Annotated in this window: 16 protein-coding genes and 1 pseudogene; 13 read left to right on the top strand and 4 right to left on the bottom strand. The window is 75.0% G+C overall.

The genetic code is table 11. From position 1 onward, the window contains the following. The first annotated feature begins 109 nt into the window (after nucleotides 1-109). Nucleotides 110-1,360 carry an MFS transporter gene (locus ACFYNO_RS36765; protein ID WP_388022038.1) on the top strand — a complete coding sequence of 417 codons (1,251 nt, stop codon included), beginning with the start codon at nucleotides 110-112 and terminating at the stop codon, nucleotides 1,358-1,360. 34 nt (nucleotides 1,361-1,394) lie between these two features. Then, the gene (locus tag ACFYNO_RS36770) at nucleotides 1,395-2,087 is read left to right on the top strand and encodes an SMI1/KNR4 family protein (protein ID WP_388022039.1); all 693 of its coding nucleotides are present in this window, start codon (nucleotides 1,395-1,397) and stop codon (nucleotides 2,085-2,087) included. 7 nt (nucleotides 2,088-2,094) lie between these two features. Here ACFYNO_RS36770 and ACFYNO_RS36775 read toward each other — a convergent pair whose 3' ends face one another. Beyond that, nucleotides 2,095-3,279 carry a CaiB/BaiF CoA transferase family protein gene (locus ACFYNO_RS36775; protein ID WP_388022040.1) on the bottom strand — a complete coding sequence of 395 codons (1,185 nt, stop codon included), beginning with the start codon at nucleotides 3,277-3,279 and terminating at the stop codon, nucleotides 2,095-2,097. A 107-nt stretch (nucleotides 3,280-3,386) separates the two neighbouring features. Here ACFYNO_RS36775 and ACFYNO_RS36780 point away from each other — a divergent pair, with 107 nt between their 5' ends. The 4 genes and pseudogenes from ACFYNO_RS36780 to ACFYNO_RS36795 all read left to right on the top strand — a co-directional run. Next, complete coding sequence (locus ACFYNO_RS36780; RefSeq protein ID WP_388022041.1) at nucleotides 3,387-3,893, top strand: DinB family protein; 507 nt, start codon at nucleotides 3,387-3,389, stop codon at nucleotides 3,891-3,893. Nucleotides 3,894-3,983: 90 nt separating this feature from the next. Further along, nucleotides 3,984-5,192 carry a 4-hydroxybenzoate 3-monooxygenase gene (locus tag ACFYNO_RS36785; RefSeq protein WP_388022042.1) on the top strand — a complete coding sequence of 403 codons (1,209 nt, stop codon included), beginning with the start codon at nucleotides 3,984-3,986 and terminating at the stop codon, nucleotides 5,190-5,192. Between the two features lie 158 nt (nucleotides 5,193-5,350). Beyond that, entirely contained in the window at nucleotides 5,351-5,743 is a 393-nt protein-coding gene (locus tag ACFYNO_RS36790; protein WP_388022043.1) for a VOC family protein, read from the top strand. A gap of 128 nt (nucleotides 5,744-5,871) precedes the next feature. Then, nucleotides 5,872-6,180: pseudogene (locus tag ACFYNO_RS36795) on the top strand (serine/threonine protein kinase); the annotation flags it as partial. Between the two features lie 50 nt (nucleotides 6,181-6,230). Here ACFYNO_RS36795 and ACFYNO_RS36800 read toward each other — a convergent pair. Further along, the gene (locus ACFYNO_RS36800; RefSeq protein ID WP_388022059.1) at nucleotides 6,231-7,481 is read right to left on the bottom strand and encodes an arsenic transporter; all 1,251 of its coding nucleotides are present in this window, start codon (nucleotides 7,479-7,481) and stop codon (nucleotides 6,231-6,233) included. 176 nt (nucleotides 7,482-7,657) lie between these two features. Between ACFYNO_RS36800 and ACFYNO_RS36805 the strand changes: the two genes are divergently transcribed. Next, nucleotides 7,658-9,862 (top strand): MMPL family transporter, encoded by a 2,205-nt coding sequence (locus ACFYNO_RS36805; protein WP_388022045.1) that lies wholly within the window; start codon nucleotides 7,658-7,660, stop codon nucleotides 9,860-9,862. A gap of 7 nt (nucleotides 9,863-9,869) precedes the next feature. Here ACFYNO_RS36805 and ACFYNO_RS36810 read toward each other — a convergent pair whose 3' ends face one another. Both ACFYNO_RS36810 and ACFYNO_RS36815 read right to left on the bottom strand, forming a co-directional pair. Then, nucleotides 9,870-11,120, bottom strand: coding sequence for an LCP family protein (locus tag ACFYNO_RS36810; RefSeq protein WP_388022046.1), 1,251 nt, complete (start codon nucleotides 11,118-11,120; stop codon nucleotides 9,870-9,872). A 52-nt stretch (nucleotides 11,121-11,172) separates the two neighbouring features. Continuing rightward, the gene (locus ACFYNO_RS36815) at nucleotides 11,173-11,712 is read right to left on the bottom strand and encodes a SigE family RNA polymerase sigma factor (RefSeq protein WP_388022048.1); all 540 of its coding nucleotides are present in this window, start codon (nucleotides 11,710-11,712) and stop codon (nucleotides 11,173-11,175) included. A 338-nt stretch (nucleotides 11,713-12,050) separates the two neighbouring features. Here ACFYNO_RS36815 and ACFYNO_RS36820 point away from each other — a divergent pair, with 338 nt between their 5' ends. The 6 genes from ACFYNO_RS36820 to ACFYNO_RS36845 all read left to right on the top strand — a co-directional run. Continuing rightward, nucleotides 12,051-13,127: a 3-oxoacyl-ACP synthase III family protein gene (locus ACFYNO_RS36820; protein ID WP_388022049.1), complete on the top strand. Its 1,077-nt coding sequence runs from the start codon at nucleotides 12,051-12,053 to the stop codon at nucleotides 13,125-13,127. A gap of 1 nt (nucleotide 13,128) precedes the next feature. Continuing rightward, nucleotides 13,129-13,362 (top strand): acyl carrier protein, encoded by a 234-nt coding sequence (locus ACFYNO_RS36825; RefSeq protein ID WP_388022051.1) that lies wholly within the window; start codon nucleotides 13,129-13,131, stop codon nucleotides 13,360-13,362. Then, nucleotides 13,359-14,141, top strand: coding sequence for a 2-oxo acid dehydrogenase subunit E2 (locus tag ACFYNO_RS36830; protein WP_388022053.1), 783 nt, complete (start codon nucleotides 13,359-13,361; stop codon nucleotides 14,139-14,141). Before ACFYNO_RS36825 ends, ACFYNO_RS36830 begins: the two co-directional genes overlap by 4 nt. After that, entirely contained in the window at nucleotides 14,138-15,280 is a 1,143-nt protein-coding gene (locus ACFYNO_RS36835; RefSeq protein WP_388022055.1) for an alpha/beta fold hydrolase, read from the top strand. Before ACFYNO_RS36830 ends, ACFYNO_RS36835 begins: the two co-directional genes overlap by 4 nt. Continuing rightward, entirely contained in the window at nucleotides 15,277-16,044 is a 768-nt protein-coding gene (locus ACFYNO_RS36840) for a thioesterase II family protein (RefSeq protein WP_388022056.1), read from the top strand. The genes ACFYNO_RS36835 and ACFYNO_RS36840 overlap by 4 nt, the downstream gene beginning before the upstream one ends. Nucleotides 16,045-16,153: 109 nt before the next feature. Continuing rightward, the coding region (locus ACFYNO_RS36845; protein ID WP_388022057.1) for a type I polyketide synthase at nucleotides 16,154-19,772 on the top strand (3,619 nt) is incomplete at its 3' end.

The raw sequence follows: 19,772 nt of genomic DNA on the forward strand, positions 1-19,772 counted from the left end.
GGTCGGGCGAACCGGCCGGCGGACCGGTGAGGACGCGGCGGGATTCGCCCGGACGGCGGCGCTTCGGGTGTGCTCGAACGGTATCCGTGCTGGCTGTTAATCTGCCCATATGATCAACGTGGGGGATGCTGGGGGACGTACCGTCAGGCTGCTGCCGGCGGCGCCCGAGCAGCGGGCGCTGATCCTCTCCAGCTTCACCAACCGGGTCGGCAACGGGCTCTTCAACACCGCCGCCGCGCTCTACTTCACCCGGGTCGTCCACCTCTCCGCGGCGAGCGTCGGCCTCGGGCTGACCATCGCCGGACTGGTCGGCCTGGTGGCCGGCGTGCCCGCCGGGCGGCTGGCCGACCGGCGCGGGCCGCGCACCGTGATGCTCGCGACGCTGGCCGCCCAGACCCTCACCATGCTGGCCTTCCTCGCGGTGCGCGGCTGGGCCGCCTTCACCGCCGTCGCCACCCTGGACCTGCTCGCGCTCTGCGCCAACAACGCGGCCAGGGGCGCCGTGATCGGCCGGGTCGGCGGCGACCGGCCGGCCGCCTTCCGGGCCCGGCTGCGGACCTGGACCAACCTGGGCGTGGTGCTCGGCACCGTCGGCGCCGGCTTCGCCGTGCAGATCGACAGCCCCGCCGCCTACACCGCGCTGGTGCTCGCCAACGCGGGCAGCTACCTGCTCTGCGGCCTGCTGCTGCTCCGGGTGCCGAACTACCCGCCGCTGCCCGAGCCGCCGCGCTCCGGGCCGCGGTTCGCCGCACTCGGCGACCGGGCGTTCGTCTGCTTCGCCGCGCTGCACGGGGCGATGGGGCTGCAGTACACGGTGGTCTCGCTGGTGCTGCCGATCTGGATCGCCGCGCACACCGACGCGCCGCGCTGGACGGTGGCCGCCGTCTCCGCGCTCAACGCCGCGGTCTGCGTACTGCTGCAGGCCCGGCTCGGCTCCCGGATCGAGAGCCCGGAGCAGGGCGGGGCGGCGTTCCGCCGGGCCGGGCTGCTCTTCCTGGTCAGCTGCCCGCTGATGGCGCTGGCCGCCGACGTGCCCGGCTGGGCCGCGCCGGCGCTGCTGGTGGCGGCGATCGGGCTGCACAGCCTCGGCGAGATCTGGGAGAGCTCGGCCGGCTTCGCACTCGGCTTCGGCCTCGCCCCCGACCATGCCCAGGGCCAGTACCAGGGCCTGCTCGGCCTCGGCTTCGACCTCGGCCAGGCGATCGGCCCCGCCCTGCTCACCGCGCTCTGCCTCGGCGGCGGCCGCTGGGGCTGGTGCGTACTCGGCCTGGCCTTCGCCGCCCTCGGCACGGCCGGCCCCGCCGTGGCCGCCTGGGGCGGGCGCACCAGGGGCCTCGTTCTCGGGGGAGGGGTGGCCTGACAGCGTGTCAGCCGGCCCGCTTAGGGTTCGGAGCATGACAGAGACGTTCGACCTGCGCGAGGGCCTGCTGAAGGTCCGGCGCGACCGCGCCGAGGCCTGGCCGTTCATCGCCGGGTTCGCGGCGCACTGGTCCCGGCCGCTGGCCCCCGGCGACGGTGTGGCGCCCGACGAGCTGGACGCGGCGGAGCGCCGGCTCGGAGTGCGGCTGCCCGGCCCGCTGCGCGAGGCGCACCTGCGGTTCGGCCGGCGCGCCGACCTGACCGGCAGCCACGACCAGCTGCTCGCCCCCGCCGACCTGCACCTGTTGGACGGCGCGCTGGTCTACCGGGTGGAGAACCAGGGCGCCGCCTGCTGGGGCATCCCGCTGGCCGAGCTGGCCGGCGCCGACCCGGGCACCGTGCTCCGCCCCGACCTGGCCGACCGCTCGCAGGAGCGCTGGGAGCCCTGGGAGGAGAGCCTGACCGAGGCCTGCGTGGAGATGGTGATGTCCGAGGCGGTGCACGCGCCCGGCGAGCTCACCGACTCGCTGGAGACCGACGGCACCGGCGAGTGCCTGGGCGAGCTCTTCCAGGAGCTGCCCGGCTTCGGCCGCGACCTGCGCTGGTTCACCGGCCCCGACCTGCTGATCCGCGAGCTCAACTCGTTCTGCGTGCAGGCGCTGGCCCGCACCCCGCAGGCGCTGGCCGCCCTGCGGGAGACGGTTCCGGGGGAGTGGCTGCACACCTGACCGGCCGTCAGACCACCCCCGCCGCGCGCAGCCCGGCGATCTCCCCGGGCGTCAGGCCCAGCTCGGCGAGCACCCGGTCGGTGTGCTCGCCGAGGGCCGGCACCGGGTCCATCCGGGGTTCCACGCCCGCCAGGTCGGCCGGCGGGCGCAGCGCCGGCACCACGGCACCCGGCACGGCCACCTCGGACCAGCGGCCGCGGGCCGCCAGCACCGGGTGGTCGAGGAAGGCGCGGACGTCGTTCACCCCGGCGTTGGCGATGCCCGCCGCCTCCAGCGCCGCCATCGCCTCCCCGGCCGTGCCGCGCAGGAAGCGCTCGGCGACCAGGGCGTCCAGCTCGGCCCGGTTCGCCACCCGGTCGGGGCCGGTGGCGAACCGCGGATCGGCGGCCAGCCCGGGCCGGCCCAGGAAGTCGCGGCAGAGCGCCAGCCACTCCCGCTCGTTCTGGATCGACAGCAGCACCTGGCCGCCGTCCGCCGTCGGGAAGGCGCCGTAGGGGGCGATGGTGGCGTGCCGGGTGCCGATCCGCGGCGGCTGCTCGCCGCGGTGGCGGGTGTAGTGGGCGGGCTGACCCATCCACTCGGCCAGCGCCTCGAAGAGCGAGACCTCCACCGCCCGCGCCGTTCCCGTGGTGGCCCGGGCGAAGAGCGCGGCCAGGACGCCCGAGTAGGCGTACATGCCGGCCGCGATGTCGGCCACCGAGATGCCGGCCCGGGCGGTCTCCTCCGGGGTGCCGGTGAGCGAGACCAGGCCGGTCTGGCACTGGATCAGCAGGTCGTAGGCCTTGCGGTCGGCCCAGGGGCCGGTGGTGCCGTAGCCGGATATCGTGCACGGGATCAGCGCCGGGTACCGCCGCGCCAGCGCGGCGTTGTCCAGGCCGAGGCGGGCCGCCGCGCCCGGGGCGAGGTTCTGCACGAAGACGTCGGCCCGGGCCAGCAGCCGCTCCAGCAGCTCGCGCCCCCGGGGCGACTTCAGGTCCAGGGTGACCGACTCCTTGGACCGGTTGACCCAGACGAAGTAGCTGGACTGCCCGTGCACCGCCGTGTCGTAGCGCCGCGCGAAGTCGCCCTCGCCCGGGCGCTCCACCTTGATCACCCGAGCGCCGAGGTCGGCCAGCTGGCGCGTCGCGAAGGGCGCGGCGACGGCCTGTTCGACGCTGAGCACGGTGATGCCGTCGAGCGGCAGGGCGGTCATCGGCGGGGCCTCCGGCGGATCGGGGACGGTCGGTCGGGATCCTCCCACGGACACAGCGCCCCGGCCGGCGCTGCGGCTTCGTCGGCCGGGGCTGGTACGGTCCCCGGATGACGATACGCGTGCCGTACACCGGCAGTGAGAAGGAGAGCCTCCAGGCCGCCATGGACCGCTACCGCGAGGCGGTGCTGTGGAAGCTGGAGGGCCTGGACGACGAGCAGCTGCGCCGCCCGATCGGCCCCTCCGGCAACAGCCTGCTCGGCCTGGTCAAGCACCTCGGCGGCGCCGAACTGGGCTGGTTCCGCCAGACCTTCGGCCTGGAGACCGGCCCGCTGCCGTTCGACATGGACGTGGACGAGAGCTCCGACCTGCGGATCGAGCCGGAGGAGACCACCGCCGAGGTGCTGGCCTTCTACGCCCGGGCCCGCGCCTGCGCCGACGAGACGATCGCCGCCCACGAGCTCGACCACCTCGGAACGGCCTGGCACGGCGCCGAGGTGACGCTGCGCTGGGTGCTGATCCACATGATCACCGAGACCGCCCGGCACGCCGGCCACCTGGACATCATGCGCGAGGAGCTGGACGGCGCCACCGGCGCGCACCCGCCGCGCACCTGACCGCCCCACGGCGGGGTGAGGCTCCGTCAGACTGGTCCCCGACGATCAGCGGGGGCCGTCCGCGCCCTCGCGCCCAGGGAGGGGAACGACGTGCGCATCCGTACCCGAGTCGCCGTGGTCGGCGCCGGACCGGCCGGGCTGGTGGTGGCGAACACGCTGCAGCAGGCGGGCATCGACACCGTGGTGGTGGAGAGCCGCAGCCGGGCCCACGTGGAGTCGCGCGCCCGGGCCGGGCTGATCGAGCACCGCACCGTCGAACTGCTCGACGCCCTCGGTCTGGCCGGCCGGCTGCGCGAGGAGGGCACGGTGCACGGCAGCTGCGAGTTCCGGCACCGGGGCGAGCGGTTCTCGGTGCCCTACCGGGAGCTGGCCGGCGGCCGCGCCCACCACGTCTACCCGCAGCAGGCCCTGGTCCGCGACATGATCACCGCCCACCTCGACCTCGGCGGCCGGGCGCACTTCTCGCATCCGGCCGTCGCCGTGACCGGCCTGGACGGCGACCGCGCACTGGTGCGCTGCGAGCCGCTGCCGGAGGCGGGGGAGGAGCCGCTGGAGATCGAGTGCGATTTCGTGGCCGGCTGCGACGGCTTCCACGGCGTCAGCCGCACCACCGCGGCCCACCGGCTGACCGCGCACGAGCGCCGCCACGAGTTCGGCTGGCTCGCCGTGCTCGCCGAGACCCCGCCCGCCACCGAGGAGATCGTCTACGCCCTGCACCGGGACGGCTTCGCCGGGCACATGCTGCGCACCCCCGAGGTGAGCCGCTTCTACCTCCAGTGCCCGGTCGGCGACCGGGTGGAGAACTGGCCGGACGAGCGGATCTGGACGGCCCTGCGCCGCCGGCTCGACATGGACGAGACGGTGCTCAGGGAGGGCCCGCTGATCGAGAAGTCGATGGTGGACATGCGCAGCGTGGTGACCGAACCCATGCAGTCCGGCCGGCTGCTGCTCGCGGGCGACGCGGCGCACGTCATCTCCCCGGCGGGCGGCAAGGGCATGAACCTCGCCATCGCCGACGCGGCCGAACTCTCCCGTCGCCTGATCGCCCACTACCAGGGGGACGCCGGCGCCCCGGCCGGCTACTCGGCGGCCCGGCTGCCCGACATCTGGCGCGCCCAGGAGTTCTCGCACTGGATGCTCCACCTGCTGCACAGCCCCGACCCGGCCGAACGCGACGCCGCCTTCCTGTACCGCCTGCAGCTCTCCCGCCTCGCCCAACTGCGCGACCACCCCGCCTACGCCCGCAACTTCGCCGACGGCTACGCGGGCCCGTGGCCCGGGGGTTGCTCCGTGTCCTGACGGTCAGTAAGGTCGGCCGGGTGACTGCCGGGTCGGCCATGGGCCACGCACGAGTGAGGCGCCCGGCCCCGGCGTGAGCCCGGGGCCGGCCCGCGGCCCGCCCTCCCCTCCGCGTCCCCGCCGACCACACCGTCCGCCCGACCGGAGAGGCCACACCCGTGCCCAGCAACGAGATCCAGCTCAACCACACCATCGTCCACGCCAGCGACCGCCACCTCTCCGCCGAGTTCCTCGCCGGCGTCCTCGGCCTGGAAGTCGGCGCCCCGTTCGGCCCGTTCCTCCCGCTCGACCTCGGCAACGGGGTCACCCTCGACTACTACCAGAAGCGCGACGAGCCGATCCAGGGCCAGCACTACGCCTTCCTGGTCCCGGAGGCCGCCTTCGACACCGCCATCGCCCGCCTGGAAGCCGCCGGCGTGACCTACTTCGCCGACCCCTCCCACACCGAACCCCACCGCACCAACGACCTGTTCGGCGGCCGCGGCGCCTACTTCCCGGATCCGGACGGCCACAACATGGAGATCATGACCCGTCCCTACGCCCGGCCGTAGCACCCTGCGCCCGCCGCGCCCGCTCGTACCCGACCCGGTGCAGGCCCTACCATCTGCGGTCAGCGAGTGCCGACGGGCCGTCAGCGTGACGGGGACCGGAGACGGCGCCGTGCAGGGGGAGCCGTCAGATGTCCTTCCAGCCACTGGAACCCGCCGATCCGGCGGCCATCGGCCCGTACCGCCTGCTCGCCAGGCTGGGCGCGGGCGGGATGGGCCGGGTGTACCTGGCCCGCTCGGCGGGCGGGCGGACCGTCGCCGTCAAGGTGGTGCGCAGCGAGCTCGCCGAGGACCGGGAGTTCCGCGAGCGGTTCCGCCGCGAGGTGGCCGCCGCGCGGCTGGTCAGCGGGCCGTACACCGCGCCCGTGGTGGACGCCGACCAGGACGGGCCGGAGCCCTGGCTCGCCACCGCCTACGTGCTCGGCCCCTCGCTCGCGGACGACAAGGTCTACGCCCTGCCCCCGGTCTGACCCGCCCCGCCCGCCCGGGCTCACCCGACCTGCAGCGCCCCCCACAGCGCCGTGACCGCCGCCAGCAGCGCGGGCGGCACCGTCAGCAGGCCAAGCCGGGTGAACTCGGGCAGCGGGACGTCGGTGTCGTGGGCGCGCAGGATCCGCCGCCAGAGCAGGGTGGCCAGCGAGCCCGCGTACGTCAGGTTGGGCCCGATGTTGACGCCCAGCAGGACGGCCAGCACCGCGCCCGGCCCGATCGGCGCGGTGAGCGGCAGCAGCACCAGGGTGGCGGGCAGGTTGTTGATCAGGTTCGCCAGCAGGGCCGCCAGCCCCGCGATGCCCAGCAGCGCCGCCAGCGAGGTGCTGTGCGGCAGCAGGTGCGCCAGGCCCGAGGCGAGGCCGTTGTCGACCACCGCCCGGACCACGATGCCCAGCGCCAGCACGAAGGCCAGGAACGGCACGGCCGCCGAGCGCAGCAGCGCCCGCGGGGTGGTGCGGCGCTGGGCCAGGGCGCGGCCGGCCAGCACCAGGGCGCCGGCGAAGGCCGCCCAGGCCGGGTCGATGGAGAGGGCGGAGGCCAGCACGAAGCCCGCCAGCGTGCCCGCCACGGTGAGCAGGGCGAAGAGCGGCAGTTCCGGCATCGGCCCGTCGGCCGGGGCCTCGGTGCCCGCGTCCAGGTCGGCGGCGAAGAACCGACGCATCACCGCGTACTCCACGCCGATCGCCACCAGCCACGGCAGCGCCATCAGGGCCGCGAACCGGGTGAAGCTCAGTCCGCTGGTCGCGAAGGCCAGCAGGTTGGTCAGGTTGGAGACCGGCAGCAGCAGCGAGGCGGTGTTCGACAGGTGCGCGCAGGCGTAGACGTGCGGCCGCGGCCGGGCGCCGAGCCGGCCGGCGGTGGCGAACACCACCGGCGTCAGCAGCACCACGGTGGCGTCCAGGCTCAGCACGGCGGTGATCACCGAGGCGACCGCGAACACCTGCACCAGCAGGCGCCGCGGCCGCCCCACCGCCGTGCGGGCCATCCAGGCGCCGCAGGCCTGGAACAGCCCCTCGTCGTCACAGAGCTGGGCCAGCACCAGCACGGCGGCCAGGAACCCGATCACCGGGCCGAGCTGGTTCGCCTCCTCCAGCGCGTGGGCGGGCGTGATCGCCCCGCAGGCGATCACGATCCCGGCCGCCGGCACCGCGACCACCGCCTCCGGCAGACCGCGCGGCCGGACCACGGCGCAGACCAGCACGGCGGCCAGCAGGACGATGGACAGGGTTTCGGCAAGGGACGTGTTCAGGACCTGCTCCTCTCGCTACAGCGGTGGATCAACGCCTCCTATCGAAGCAGACGGCACCCACGGAGCCGGAAGCACCTGCTCCGGTCCCGGATGCGGCCAAGCGCCGGTCGCTCGTTCGAGTGGCCCCCGGTCGCGCCCGCGCCCTGGCGGCGCGCCGATCTCCGACCCTTGTCCGTATGGACGAGAAGCGGTCGACGGCGCCACCGGCACCCCGGGCGCGCGGCCTGCGCGGGCTGGGCCAGTGGTGCGCCCGCCGGTCCGTGGTGGTGGTCCTGGCCTGGCTCGCCGCGCTCGGCGTGCTGCACGGGCTGCAGAGCAGCGTCGGCGGCACCTACTCGGACGACTTCGAGCTGCCCGGCACCCAGTCCAAGACGGCCCAGGACCTGCTCACCGCCAACGCCCCCGCGGTCAGCGGCTTCAGCGCGCAGGTGGTGCTCTCCGACCCGAACGGGCCGCTGACCGACGCGCAGGCACAGGTCGACCAGGTTGTCGGCACGCTCGGCACGCTGGCGCACGTCACCTCGGCGCAGAGCCCGCTGCCCGCCCAGCCCGGCCAGCCCGCCCCGGCGCTCTCGGGCAACGGCCGGATCGGCTACATCACCGTGCGGTTCGACGAGAACCCGTCCTCCTTCGAGCAGTCGTACATCGGCGGGGTCGACTCCGCCGTCGCCCCGCTGCGGGCGGCCGGGGTGCAGGTCGAGTACGGCGGGTCGCTCGGCGAGCTGGACCGGCCCAAGGCGACCGACCTGACCAGCGAGGCGATCGGCTTCGCGGTCGCCGTCGTGGTGCTGCTGATCGGCTTCGGCAGCGTGCTCGCGGCCGGGCTGCCGCTGGTCACCGCGCTGATCAGTGTGATCGTCGGACTGAGCTGCCTGGCCCTGCTGGCCCGGGCCTTCACCTTCGGCACGGTCTCGCCGACCCTGGCCACCATGATCGGCCTGGGCGTCGGCATCGACTACGCGCTCTTCCTGACCACCCGTCACCGCCAGCAGCTGATGGACGGCGCCACCCCGCAGCAGGCCGCCGGGCGGGCCGCCACCACCAGCGGGCGGGCGGTGCTGGTCTCCGGCTGCACGGTGATCGTCGCGCTCGCCGGGCTGTACGTCTCGCGGATCTCCTTCATCGGCAAGCTCGGCGCGGCCGCCGCCGTCACCGTCGCCACCGCCGTGGTCGGTGCGCTCACCCTGGTGCCCGCGCTGCTCGGCCTGGTCGGGCGGCGGATCGACACCCTGCGGGTGCGCCCGCCGATCGCCGAGGAGACGGCCGGCGAGGAGGGCGTGCTCTTCCGCTACGCCCGCACCGTGGCCCGCCGGCCCTGGTGGTTCCTGAGCGCCGGCGTGGTGCTGGTCGGGGTGCTGGCGATCCCGCTCTTCTCGCTGCGGCTCGGCCACATCGACGACGGCGCCGACCCGACCAGCTTCACCGACCGGCGCGCCTACGACCTGATCAGCACCGGCTTCGGCCCCGGCGCCAACGGCCCGCTGACCATCGTCATCGACCAGTCCCAGGTGCCGCAGAACAACCGCCAGGCGCTGGCCGGCTCGCTCCAGCAGGCGCTCACCGACGTGCCCGGTGCCGCCAGCATCAGCCCGCTGCAGGCCACCGGCAACGGCAACCTGCTCACCGGCACCGCCGTCTCCGCCACCCGCCCGCAGGCCCGGCAGACCACCGAGCTCTTCGACCGCCTGCGCAAGGACGTGCTGCCGCAGGCCGTCGCGGGCACCGGCGCGCAGAGCTACCTCACCGGCAGCACCGCCGCCCAGCTGGACTTCGTGGAACTGATGGCCCGCCGGCTCCCGGTGATCATCGCGGTGGTGGTCGGGCTGGCCTTCCTGATCATCCTGGCGGTCTTCCGCGGCCTGCTGGTCGCGGTGAAGGCGGCGGTGCTCAACCTGCTGTCGATCGCCGCCTCCTACGGGGTGCTGGTCGCGGTCTTCCAGTGGGGCTGGGGCGGCCCCGCGCTCGGGGTGGCCGGCACCGTGCCGATCGAGAGCTATACCCCGATGATCATGTTCGCCATCGTCTTCGGGCTGAGCATGGACTACGAGGTCTTCCTGGTCTCCCGGGTGCACGAGTTCTGGCTGAAGACCGGCCACGGCCGGGACAGCGTCGCGCACGGCCTGCGGATCACCGCCCGGGTGATCACCTGCGCGGCGCTGATCATGGTGAGCGTCTTCGCCGCGTTCATCCTCAGCCACGACATCGTGGTGAAGATGCTCGGCCTGGGCCTTGCCGTCAGCGTGCTGATCGACGCCACCGTGGTGCGGCTGCTGCTGGTGCCCGCCGTGATGGTGCTGCTCGACCACCGCGCCTGGTGGACCCCGCGCTGGCTGGACCGGCTGCTCCCGCACATCGACACCGAGGGCGAGGCGGCGGCCTGAGGGGCGGTCAGTCCACGCAGGGCACGCCGTCCGCGCTCCGCGGTGCCGGTGCGGCGGGTGCCGGGTCCGAGAGCGCACCCTTCGCCGCCTGCTGGACGGCGGCCGGGTCGACCCGGAGGCCGTCCACCGTCGCGCCGCCGTCCTGGGCCATCACCTCGCCGCCGACCGGCATCGTCGTGAAGACGGTCCGGGCGTCCAGCAGCGCCGGCACCTGGCGGGCCAGGTCGAGCGGGTTCCAGCCCGCGTCCACCGTGATCAGGCCGCCCACCGCGGCGAACAGGTGGTCGGCCTTGTCGAGCTGGGTCAGCACGCCCTGCTGCTTCAGGGTGTGCAGCACGGCACTGAGGAAGGCCTGCTGGCGGCGGAGCCGGCTCAGGTCGGAGCCGTCGCCGACGCCGTGCCGCTGGCGGACGAAGGCGAGCGCCTGGGCGGCGTCCAGGGTGTTGCGACCGGCGTGGAAGTCGGCCCCCGAGTAGCGGTCCTGGGTCGCCTGGTTGAGGCAGACGTCGATCGGGCCGACGGCCTGGGCGATGTCGTAGAACGCGGCCATGTCGATCTCGACCAGGTGGTCGACCGGCACGCCCAGCAGGTGCTGAACGGTCGTGATGACGGCCGCCCGGCCGGCCTCCTGGCCCTTCGCCCGCAGTTGCGCGGGGGTGCGGCCGGCCTTCATGCCCTGCTCGACGGCGGCTTGCTGGGCCAGCGAGTAGACCGTGCCGAGCTTGTGCTCGCCGCCGTCCAGGCCCTGGGTCGGCACCATGGCGTCGCGCGGCAGCGACATCCCGGTGACCGGGCCGTCGCCCGCCGGCAGGTGCAGCATCACCAGGGTGTCGGAGACCTGCGCGTTCGGATCGGCGGCCGGAGCGGCGTGCAGCTGGTCCCGGATGAACGGCGCGGGCAGCGCACTGCCGTCCGGCGCGCGGACGCCGTCCAGGCCGATCAGCAGGATGTTCACCCCCTTGTCCAGGTGCGGCGGCGGGGGAGAGGCCGCGTCGGCGTCGGCCAGCGCGTGCGTGGTGGCGACCGGCAGCGGGGTGGAGAGCGAGTTGGCGGCCAGGGCGCCGCCGGCCAGCACCGCCAGGGCCAGGCAGCCGCCGCCGACCGCCGCGATCCGGCGCCGGCGCCGGCGGGTCCGCCCGCGGGCCAGGCCGCCGGTCACCAGCGGGTCGGACGTGACGCCCACGTCGTCGGCGGCCCGCCCGAAGGCCAGGACCAGGTCGGCCTCGAACTCCTCGTCGGGCTGGGGGTCGGGGTGCATGCGGTTCACCGTTTCTCGGAAGATGTGTTCGTGTGTGGACGGCGGGCGACGGTCAGCGGATGGCCAGCTCGGCCAGCGAGTCGCCGAGCAGCGCGCGCAGCTTGACCAGCGCCCGGCTGCTGCGGGCCCGGACGGCGCCGACGTTGGCGCGCATCATGGCCGCCGTCTCCTCGACGCTGCGGTCCTCCCAGTAGCGCAGCACCAGCACCGCCCGGTCCTTCGGGGCCAGCTGCGCCAGCGCCTCGGTCAGGGCGATCCGCAGGCTGGGATCCGCCTCCGGCGCCACCCGGTCCGGCAGCAGCGCCGAGGGCCGCTCACCGGTGCTGCGCCGCCGCTGGTGGCTGAGGAACTGACGCACCAGCACGGTCTGCGCGTAGGCCGCCGGATCGGCGATCCGCCGGCCCAGCCGGTCCACCCGGTGCCACTGCGCGAACATCCGCCCCAGGGTCTCCTGCACCAAGTCCTCGGCCAGGTGCTTGTCACCGCCGGTCAGGAAGTACGCCGAGCGGAACAACGGACCCGACCGGGCCGCCGCGAACTCCACGAACTCCTCCTCCGACGCCGCACCCTTGCCGCTGCTGTTCCTGGCCATCACCACTCCCGTCCGGACCTACCGCCCTATGACGGTCCGGACAGCCGCAGGCGTTACATCATCCGATCGGAAAAATACCCTCCGGAGAAGCGCGGCCGGCGCCGCCGCGGGTCGGGAGGCGGTGACCCGGTGGTCGCAGCGGCAGCCGGTGCCGGACCTGCGCCGCCAGGGCCCGGGCCCGGCTCCACCACCGGCCGCCCCGGCGGTGACCAGCGGTGACGACAGGCCTTCCGCCAGGGTCTAAGACCCGGTTTAGTCCGTGCTCCTAGCGTCCCCCACAGGAACCGGCGCCCGGCAGCAGGCGGGCTGCCGCTCGGTGGTGACAAGGGGGAGAGCCCGTGGGTGAGTCCGTGGTGCGTGTGCTGTCCGCAGGGACGGCGCTGCCGGGACCGGCCATCGATACCGGGGCGCTGGCCCGGCGGTTCGGGATGGACCGGCTCTGGGAGCAGTGGGTCGACGCCTTCATCGGTACCCGCACCCGGCATCTGGCGATCGACCTGGAGTCGGGGCGTCCGCGCCAGTCGCTGGCGGATCTGGGGACGGCGGCCGCCGAGGAGGCGCTGGCGCGGGCCGGGCTCTCCGCGCAGGACGTGGACGTGATGGTGCTCGGGACCGCGACGCCGGACCAGCTGATGCCGGCCACGGTCAATGTGATCGCGGACCGGCTGCGGATCGACGACATCCCCACCTTCCAGTTGCAGTCCGGGTGTTCGGGAGCGGTGCAGACCTTCGAGGTGGCCAGTGCGCTGCTGCGCACCGGGCGGCACCGGACCGCCCTGGTGCTGGGCGGCGACGTGATCGCCAAGCACTACGACGTCACCGCCGACCTGGCGGCGCTGCCGCCGGGCGAGCTGGTGAACTACGTGCTGTTCGGCGACGGCGCCGGGGCGGCCGTGCTCAGCACCCTGGAACGGCCCGGGGCACCGGAGCTGCGCGCGGTGGCGACCCGGCTGTCCGGGTTGGACCGGGAGCCCGGGCAGGTCCTCAACTGGTACGGGCAGGCCGACCTGAAGGCCGGCCCGGCGGCGCCCGCCAACGAGGACTACAAGGCGATCGAGGAGTGGGTGCCGGTGCTGGCCGAGCAGGCGGTGGACGACCTGCTGGACGAGCTCGGCTGGGAACGCGAGGAGATCGGCTACCTGCTGCCGCCCCAGCTGTCGGTGGCGATGACCCGCCGGATCACCGAGCGGCTGGAGCTGCCCGGCGCGGTGGAGGTCAGTCGGGTCGGTGACACCGGCAACACCGGCAACGCCTTGCTCTTCTTCCAACTCGAGAACCTGCTCGCCGAGATGACCGGTCCGTCCCGTGCGATCGCGGTGGCGGTCGAGTCCAGCAAGTGGATCAGGGCCGGCATCGCCCTGGAACGCCCGGCCGACGGCGGCCGGGCGGCGGAGCACACCCCGGAGGGGAACTGAGATGACCACCCTGCTCACCCGGGCCGAGTTCGCCGCGCTGGTCCGCGACGAACTGGGCCTGCCCGTGACCGAGGCCGAACTGGCCGTCGACTTCGACCAGTTGCCAGGCTGGGACTCGGTCCAGCTGCTCAATGTGCTGATTCTCCTGGAGCGCCGGGTGGCCCGGCAGCTCTCACTGCCCGACCTGCTGGAGGTCCGCACCCTGGGCACCGTCTACGAGTTGGCGACCCGGTGAGCGCCGAGCCGGCCTCCGGAGACGGCGTACAGATCGGCCCGTTCCCGTCCCAGCGGCGCCACACGCTCCTCTTCCTGGACCAGATCCGCGAGTTCGCTCCCGTACACCTGGACACCGAGGTCGACGCCACCGCCCTGGTGGCCGCCCGCCGACGGGCCCGTGAACAGGGCGTCCGGCACTCGGTGGTGGCCCACGTGGTGCACGCGGCCGCGGGGGTGCTGGCCCGGCACCCGCAGGCCAACAGCGCGGTGCTGCCCGGACTCGACCCGCAGGTCGCCGAGTTCGAGGAGGTCAGCGCCAAGGTCACGCTGGACCGCGAGCTGGACGGCCGCCGGGTGGTGCTGGCCACCGTGATTCCCGGCCTGCGGCAGGCCACGCTTGCCGACGTCCAGCGGCACCTGGACCGGGTGGCGGCCGAGGACCCCGACAGTTCACCGGAGTTCGCCCCGATCCGGGCGCTGCGCGCGCTGCCCCCGGCGGAGGCGGTGCAGCGCTTCCGGGCGACCGCCGACCGGTTGGAGCTGCGCCCGGTGGTGACCGGCACCTTCGCCGTCACCTCGCTCGGCAACTCGGCCGTGGACGGCTTCCACTCGGTCGGCGGGACCACGGTGACGCTGGGCGTCGGACGGATCGCCGACCGGCCCGTGGCCCGGCACGGCGCGGTGGTGGTGGCGCCGGTGCTGCGGCTCTCGCTCACCTTCGACCACCGGGTGATCGACGGCGCGGAGGGCGCCGAAGTGCTGACCGGGATCAAGGACGCCCTGGAGGGCCTGATATGAGCAACGACCTGGCCGAGCTGAAGCGGTTCGTGGTCGCCCACGCGATCTCGCAGCAGCTGCCGGCCGACCGCTACGACGGCGTGCTGGACCGGATCACCACCGACACCGGCTACGGGCCCGGCGGTTGGGCACACGAGTGGATCGTGGCCGGCGAACGGTTCGAGACGGAGGGCGACCTGCTCACCGCCTGCCAGTTCTACACCCTGGGCCGGTTCCCGTACGTCGACGGACCGGCCCGGGCGGAGGCGCTGCGCCGCGCCGTGGACGCCTTCGACCGCTGGCGGCGGGCCGAGCACCCGGAGATCACCGCGGAAACCGTCGACGTCGGCGGCACCCCGGTGCGGGTCTGGACCACCGGCCTCTCCGCCGAACGGCCGCGCCCGCTGCTGGTGATGACCGGCGGCATCGTCAGCACCAAGGAGCAGTGGGGTCCCCACCTGCCGCAGATCGCCTCCTTCGGGATGGCGGGCGTGGTGGCCGAACTGCCCGGCGTGGGGGAGAACCCGCTGCGCTACGACCGGGAGAGCGCCCGGCTCTTCCCGGCGATCCTGGACGCCGTCGCGGACCGGGCCGAGGTGGCGAACAGCTACCTGCTGGCACTCAGCTTCAGCGGGCACCTGGCGATCGGCGCGGCGCTGCGCGATCCGCGGATCCGGGGAATCGTCGGCAACGGCATCCCGGTGCGCGACTTCTTCACCGACGCCGACTGGCAGTCCCGGGTGCCCCGGATCACCCGCGACACGCTGGCCCACCTGGCCGGCCTGCCCACCGCCGACGCCTACCGCGGACTGCGCGAACTGGCGCTGGAGGAAGACGCGCTGTCCCGGCTGCGGATTCCGCTGGCGACGGTGGTCGCGCTGCGCGACGAGATCATCCCGCCCGCGGACGCGGACCGCCTGCGGGCGGAGGTGGCGGACCTGCGGCTGCTGGAGCACGACGACGTGCACGGCGCGCCCGCCCACCTCCGGGAGACCGTGGTGTGGAGCCTGCTGGCCGTCCAGCGGATGCGCCCGGACGCCGACCCGCGGACGGTCGCCGCACTGACGGCCGCACTGGACGGGCTGCGCGCGGCGGCCGCCGGGAACGACGGGGCGTCCGCGGGAGGGACGGCGGCCGGGGCGACGGCGGCGAGGGCGTGAGCGCGCCCGCCGCGGTGCTGGTCGGCGACTGGCTGCGGCAGTACGCACCTGCCCGGGACGGCGCACCCACCCTGGTCGTCTTCCCGCACGCGGGCGGCGCCGCCGGCTACTTCGCGCCCCTGGCCAAGGCACTCGCCCCCGAGGTCCGGGTGCTCGCCGTCCAGTACCCGGGCCGGCTGGAGCGGCGGGCCGAGCCCGTCGTGCCGGACCTGCGGGAGCTGGCCAGGCAAGCGTTGGAGGAGCTGACGCAGCACCGGATCAACGGGCCGGTCGCCTACTTCGGACACAGCATGGGCTCCCTGGTGGCCCTGGAGGCCGCCCTGATCGGCGAGCGCGGCGACGGACCCGTGCCGCATGCGCTGCTGGTCTCCGGCGGCCGGGCCCCGGCGCTCACCAGGGTCGACCCGGCGCTGCTGCGCAGCGACGACGCCCTGGTCGAGGAGGTGCTGCGGCTCGGCGGCACCACCCGGGCGGTGCTGGAGAACGAGGACCTGCGGGAGCTGGCACTCCCCGCGCTCCGCGCCGACTACCGGGCGCTGGGCGGCTACCGGCCCGATCCGGCCGACCGGGTCGGCTGTCCGGTCACCGTGCTGGTCGGCGACCGCGACCCGCTGGTGAGCGTCGCCCAGGCACGGCGCTGGCAGGACCACGCCGCCGGCGCCTTCAGCTTCCGGGTGTTCCCCGGAGACCACTTCTACCTGGCCCCGCGCCTGTCAGAGGTCGCCGAGGCCGTGTGCGCGGCGCTCGCGGTGCGCCCCGTCTGACCGGTCGGACCTCCCGCGGTGGACCACCCGCGGCGGATCGCCCTGCGGTGGATCGTCCCGCGCAGGCCCGAACTCCCCTGGCTCGTCGAGAGAGAGATGTGTGATGGCAGTGAGCGGCAACACGACGGCGGCGGACGGCCGGGCTCTCGCGGGGCCGGTGGCCGAGCCCATCGCGGTGATCGGTCTGGCCTGCCGGCTGCCCGGCGCGGCCGACCCGCGCGCGCTCTGGACGCTGCTCAGCGAAGGGCGCACGGCGGTGGCCGAGCGGCCCGCCGACCGGGCGGGCCGCAGCGGCGGCGCCACCGAGGGAGAGCACCCCGGGCTGCGGTTCGGCGGCTACCTGCCCGCGATCGACCGCTTCGACCCCGAGTTCTTCGGCATCTCACCGCGCGAGGCGGCGGCCATGGACCCGCAGCAGCGGCTGGTGCTGGAGCTGAGCTGGGAGGCGATCGAGGACGCCGGCCTGCTGCCCGCCACGCTGCGCGGGGGCGCCACCGGCGTCTTCGTCGGCTCGATCGCCGACGAGTACGCCGCGCTCTCCCGCGCGGCCGGGCCGGGCCGGCACACCCTCACCGGCACCACCAGGGGTGTCATCGCCAACCGGGTCTCCTACGTGCTGGGGCTGCGCGGTCCGAGCATCGTGGTCGACACCGCGCAGTCCTCCTCGCTGGTCGCCGTCCACCTGGCCTGCGAGAGCCTGCGCCGGGGCGAGTCCACCACGGCGCTGGCCGGCGGCGTCAACCTGATCGTGGACCCGGCCGGCAGCGCGTCGGTGGCCGAGTTCGGCGGGCTCTCCCCGGACGGCAGGTGCCACACCTTCGACCGGCGGGCCAACGGCTACGTGCGCGGCGAGGGTGCCGGCCTGGTGCTGCTCAAGCCGCTGGCGGCCGCGCTCGCCGACGGCGACCGGGTGCACGCGGTGATCCTCGGCAGCGCCGTCAACAACGACGGCGGCGGGCCGGGCCTGACCGTGCCCAGCGAGCGGGCTCAGGCGGAGGTGATCAGCGAGGCCTGCGCCACGGCCGGGGTCCGTCCCGGCGAGCTGCAGTACGTGGAACTGCACGGCACGGGCACGCCGGTCGGGGACCCGGTGGAGGCGCGCGGGCTCCGGCTGGCGCGGTCGGCCGAGCCGGGGGCGGAGGTCCTGGAGGTCGGCTCGGTCAAGACCAACCTGGGCCACCTGGAGGGCGCCGCGGGCATCGCCGGCCTGTTGAAGGCGGTGCTGGCGGTGGCGCGCCGGGAGCTGCCCGCGACGCTCCACCACGAGCAGCCCAACCCCGCGATCGACCTGGAGGGCTGGAAGCTGCGGGTGCGCACCCGCAACGGCGCCTGGCCCCGGCCCGAGCGGCCGCTGCTGGCGGGCGTCAGCTCCTTCGGCATGGGCGGCACCAACTGCCACCTGGTGCTGGGCGAGGCACCCCGAACCGCGAGCTCCGGGGCCGGGGCAGGCGAGGAGGAGACCGGTCCGATCCTGCTCAGCGGCCGGACCGGTCCGGCGCTGCGGGCCCAGGCGGCTCGGCTGCGGGAGAGCCTGGAGACCGCCGGGCCCGCGGTGCCGCCGGGCCTGGCGCGGGCGCTGGCGACCCGGCGGACGGCGTTCGACGAACGGGCCGCGATCGCCGGGACGCAGGACACCGGGGAACTGCGGGCTGCGCTGGACGCGCTGGCCGAGGGCCGGCCCGCGCCCGGGCTGCTGACCGGGAGGGCGGCGGAGGGCGCTGTGGCGCTGCTCTTCCCCGGGCAGGGCAGCCAGCGCGCGGCCATGGCCCGGCGGCCGGCCGCCCAGTCGGCCCGCTGGCGCCGGGCGCTGGCGGAGGCCGCCGAGGCGCTGGCGCCCTGGCTGCCCGAGCCGATCGAACCGCTGCTCCACGCCGAGCCCGGCAGCCCGGAGGCAGCGCTGCTGGACCGCACCGAGTACACCCAGCCCGCCCTGTTCGCCGTCGAGGTGGCCACCGCACGCGAACTGGCCGCGCTCGGCGTCGAACCGGCCTTCGTCGCGGGGCACTCGATCGGGGAGGTGGCGGCCGCGCACCTGGCGGGCGTGCTCGACCTGGACTCGGCCGCCCGGCTGATCGCCGCCCGGGGCCGGCTGATGGGCGCACTGCCCGCCGGCGGCGGGATGCTGGCCGTCGGCGCGGCCGAGGACGAAGTCAGCGCGCTGCTGGCGGAGCTGGGCGGTTCGGCGGTGGTGGCGGCGGTGAACGGGCCGGAGTCGGTGGTGGTCGCCGGACCGGTCGAGCTGCTGGCCGAACTGGCCCGCCGGTGCGGTGAACTGGCGCTCCGGCACCGCCGGTTGGCCGTCAGCCAGGCCTTCCACTCGCCGCTGATGGACCCGGTGCTGGAGGAGTTCGGCTCGGAGCTGCGGCAGTTGGCGTACCACCGGGCCGAGGTGCCGTTCGTCTCCACGGTGACCGGTGACCTGCTCGGGGAGGCGGCGGAGCAGGACGGGGCGCGGGGCCGGGCGGAGTTCTGGGTGGAGTACTGGCTCGAGCACGCCCGGCGGCCGGTGCGGTTCGTCGATGCGGTGCGGCGGCTGCGCGAGCTGGGCGTCGGCGCGTTCGTGGAAGCGGGGCCCGGCACGGTGCTCAGCGGGCTGGGACGGGAGATCACCGGTCCGGCGGCGGCGCACATCCCGGTCCTGGGCAAGGACGGTGACCTGCGGGGCGGGCTGTCCAGGCTGTTCACCGCCGGGGTGGAGCTGGACTGGTCGCGAGCCTTCCCGGAGACGGGCGGGCCGTGGGTGGAGCTGCCCGGGTACGCGTTCCAGCGGGAGCGGTACTGGATCGACCTGCGGGCGGATCGGGCGGCCCAGCCCACGGCCGGTGCGGAGCCGGCTGCGGAGCCGGCTGCGGAGCCGGCAGCTGAGCCGGCGGCTGAGCCGGCGGCTGGGCCGTCCGCGCCCGAGCCGGCCCGGCGCACCCCCGAGGACGGCGTGCTCGACGCCCTGGTGCTGGCCGAGTTGGCGGCCGTGCTCGGCTTCGCCGACCCTGCGCGGGTGGACGCCCGGGCCTCCTTCAAGGACCTCGGCCTCGACTCGCTCGGCCTGGTGGAGCTGCGCGACCGGCTCGGTGCGGCGCTCGGCCGCGAACTGCCCGCCGGCCTGCTCTTCAGCCACCCGACCGCCGTCGAGCTCACCGAGGCACTGCGCGCGCCCGAGCCCGCCGAGCGGCCGGTGGCGGTGCGGGAGGCGGCGGTGGCGGAGGACCCGGTGGTGATCGTGGGGATGGGGTGCCGGTTCCCGGGCGGGGTGTCGTCGCCGGAGGAGCTGTGGGAGCTGGTGGCGAGCGGTCGGGACGCGACCGGCGACTTCCCCACCGACCGCGGCTGGGACCTGGAGACGCTGTTCGCCGGTGCCTCCGCCACCCGGCGCGGCGGGTTCCTGGACGGCGTCGGCGAGTTCGACCCCGCGTTCTTCGGCATCTCGCCGCGCGAGGCCACCGCGACCGACCCGCAGCAGCGGCTGCTGCTCCAGGTCGCCTGGGAGGCGCTGGAGCGGGCCGGGATCGACCCGCACGAGCTTCGCGACACCGACACCGGTGTCTTCATCGGCGCCAGCCCGTCCGACTACACCCCGCGCCTGCACGAGGCCGGCGACGGTGCGGCGGCCGGCTACCTGCTCACCGGCTCGGCGATCAGTGTGGCGTCGGGGCGGATTGCGTATGTGTTGGGGTTGCGTGGGCGGGCGTTGACGGTGGATACGGCGTGTTCGTCGTCGTTGGTGGCGTTGG

Origin of the sequence: Kitasatospora sp. NPDC006697, assembly GCF_042869935.1 — a bacterium.
Classification (GTDB): Bacteria; Actinomycetota; Actinomycetes; order Streptomycetales; family Streptomycetaceae; genus Kitasatospora.

What these genes read in the sequence shown, in the direction of transcription:
- ACFYNO_RS36770 (WP_388022039.1), top strand. Translation starts at nt 1,395, where the DNA reads ATGACAGAGACGTTCGACCTGCGCGAGGGCCTGCTGAAGGTCCGGCGC.
- ACFYNO_RS36825 (WP_388022051.1), top strand. Translation starts at nt 13,129, where the DNA reads ATGACCACCCTGCTCACCCGGGCCGAGTTCGCCGCGCTGGTCCGCGAC.
- ACFYNO_RS36780 (WP_388022041.1), top strand. Translation starts at nt 3,387, where the DNA reads ATGACGATACGCGTGCCGTACACCGGCAGTGAGAAGGAGAGCCTCCAG.
- ACFYNO_RS36835 (WP_388022055.1), top strand. Translation starts at nt 14,138, where the DNA reads ATGAGCAACGACCTGGCCGAGCTGAAGCGGTTCGTGGTCGCCCACGCG.
- ACFYNO_RS36805 (WP_388022045.1), top strand. Translation starts at nt 7,658, where the DNA reads ATGGACGAGAAGCGGTCGACGGCGCCACCGGCACCCCGGGCGCGCGGC.
- ACFYNO_RS36815 (WP_388022048.1), bottom strand. Translation starts at nt 11,712, where the DNA reads ATGGCCAGGAACAGCAGCGGCAAGGGTGCGGCGTCGGAGGAGGAGTTC.
- ACFYNO_RS36810 (WP_388022046.1), bottom strand. Translation starts at nt 11,120, where the DNA reads ATGCACCCCGACCCCCAGCCCGACGAGGAGTTCGAGGCCGACCTGGTC.
- ACFYNO_RS36765 (WP_388022038.1), top strand. Translation starts at nt 110, where the DNA reads ATGATCAACGTGGGGGATGCTGGGGGACGTACCGTCAGGCTGCTGCCG.
- ACFYNO_RS36775 (WP_388022040.1), bottom strand. Translation starts at nt 3,279, where the DNA reads ATGACCGCCCTGCCGCTCGACGGCATCACCGTGCTCAGCGTCGAACAG.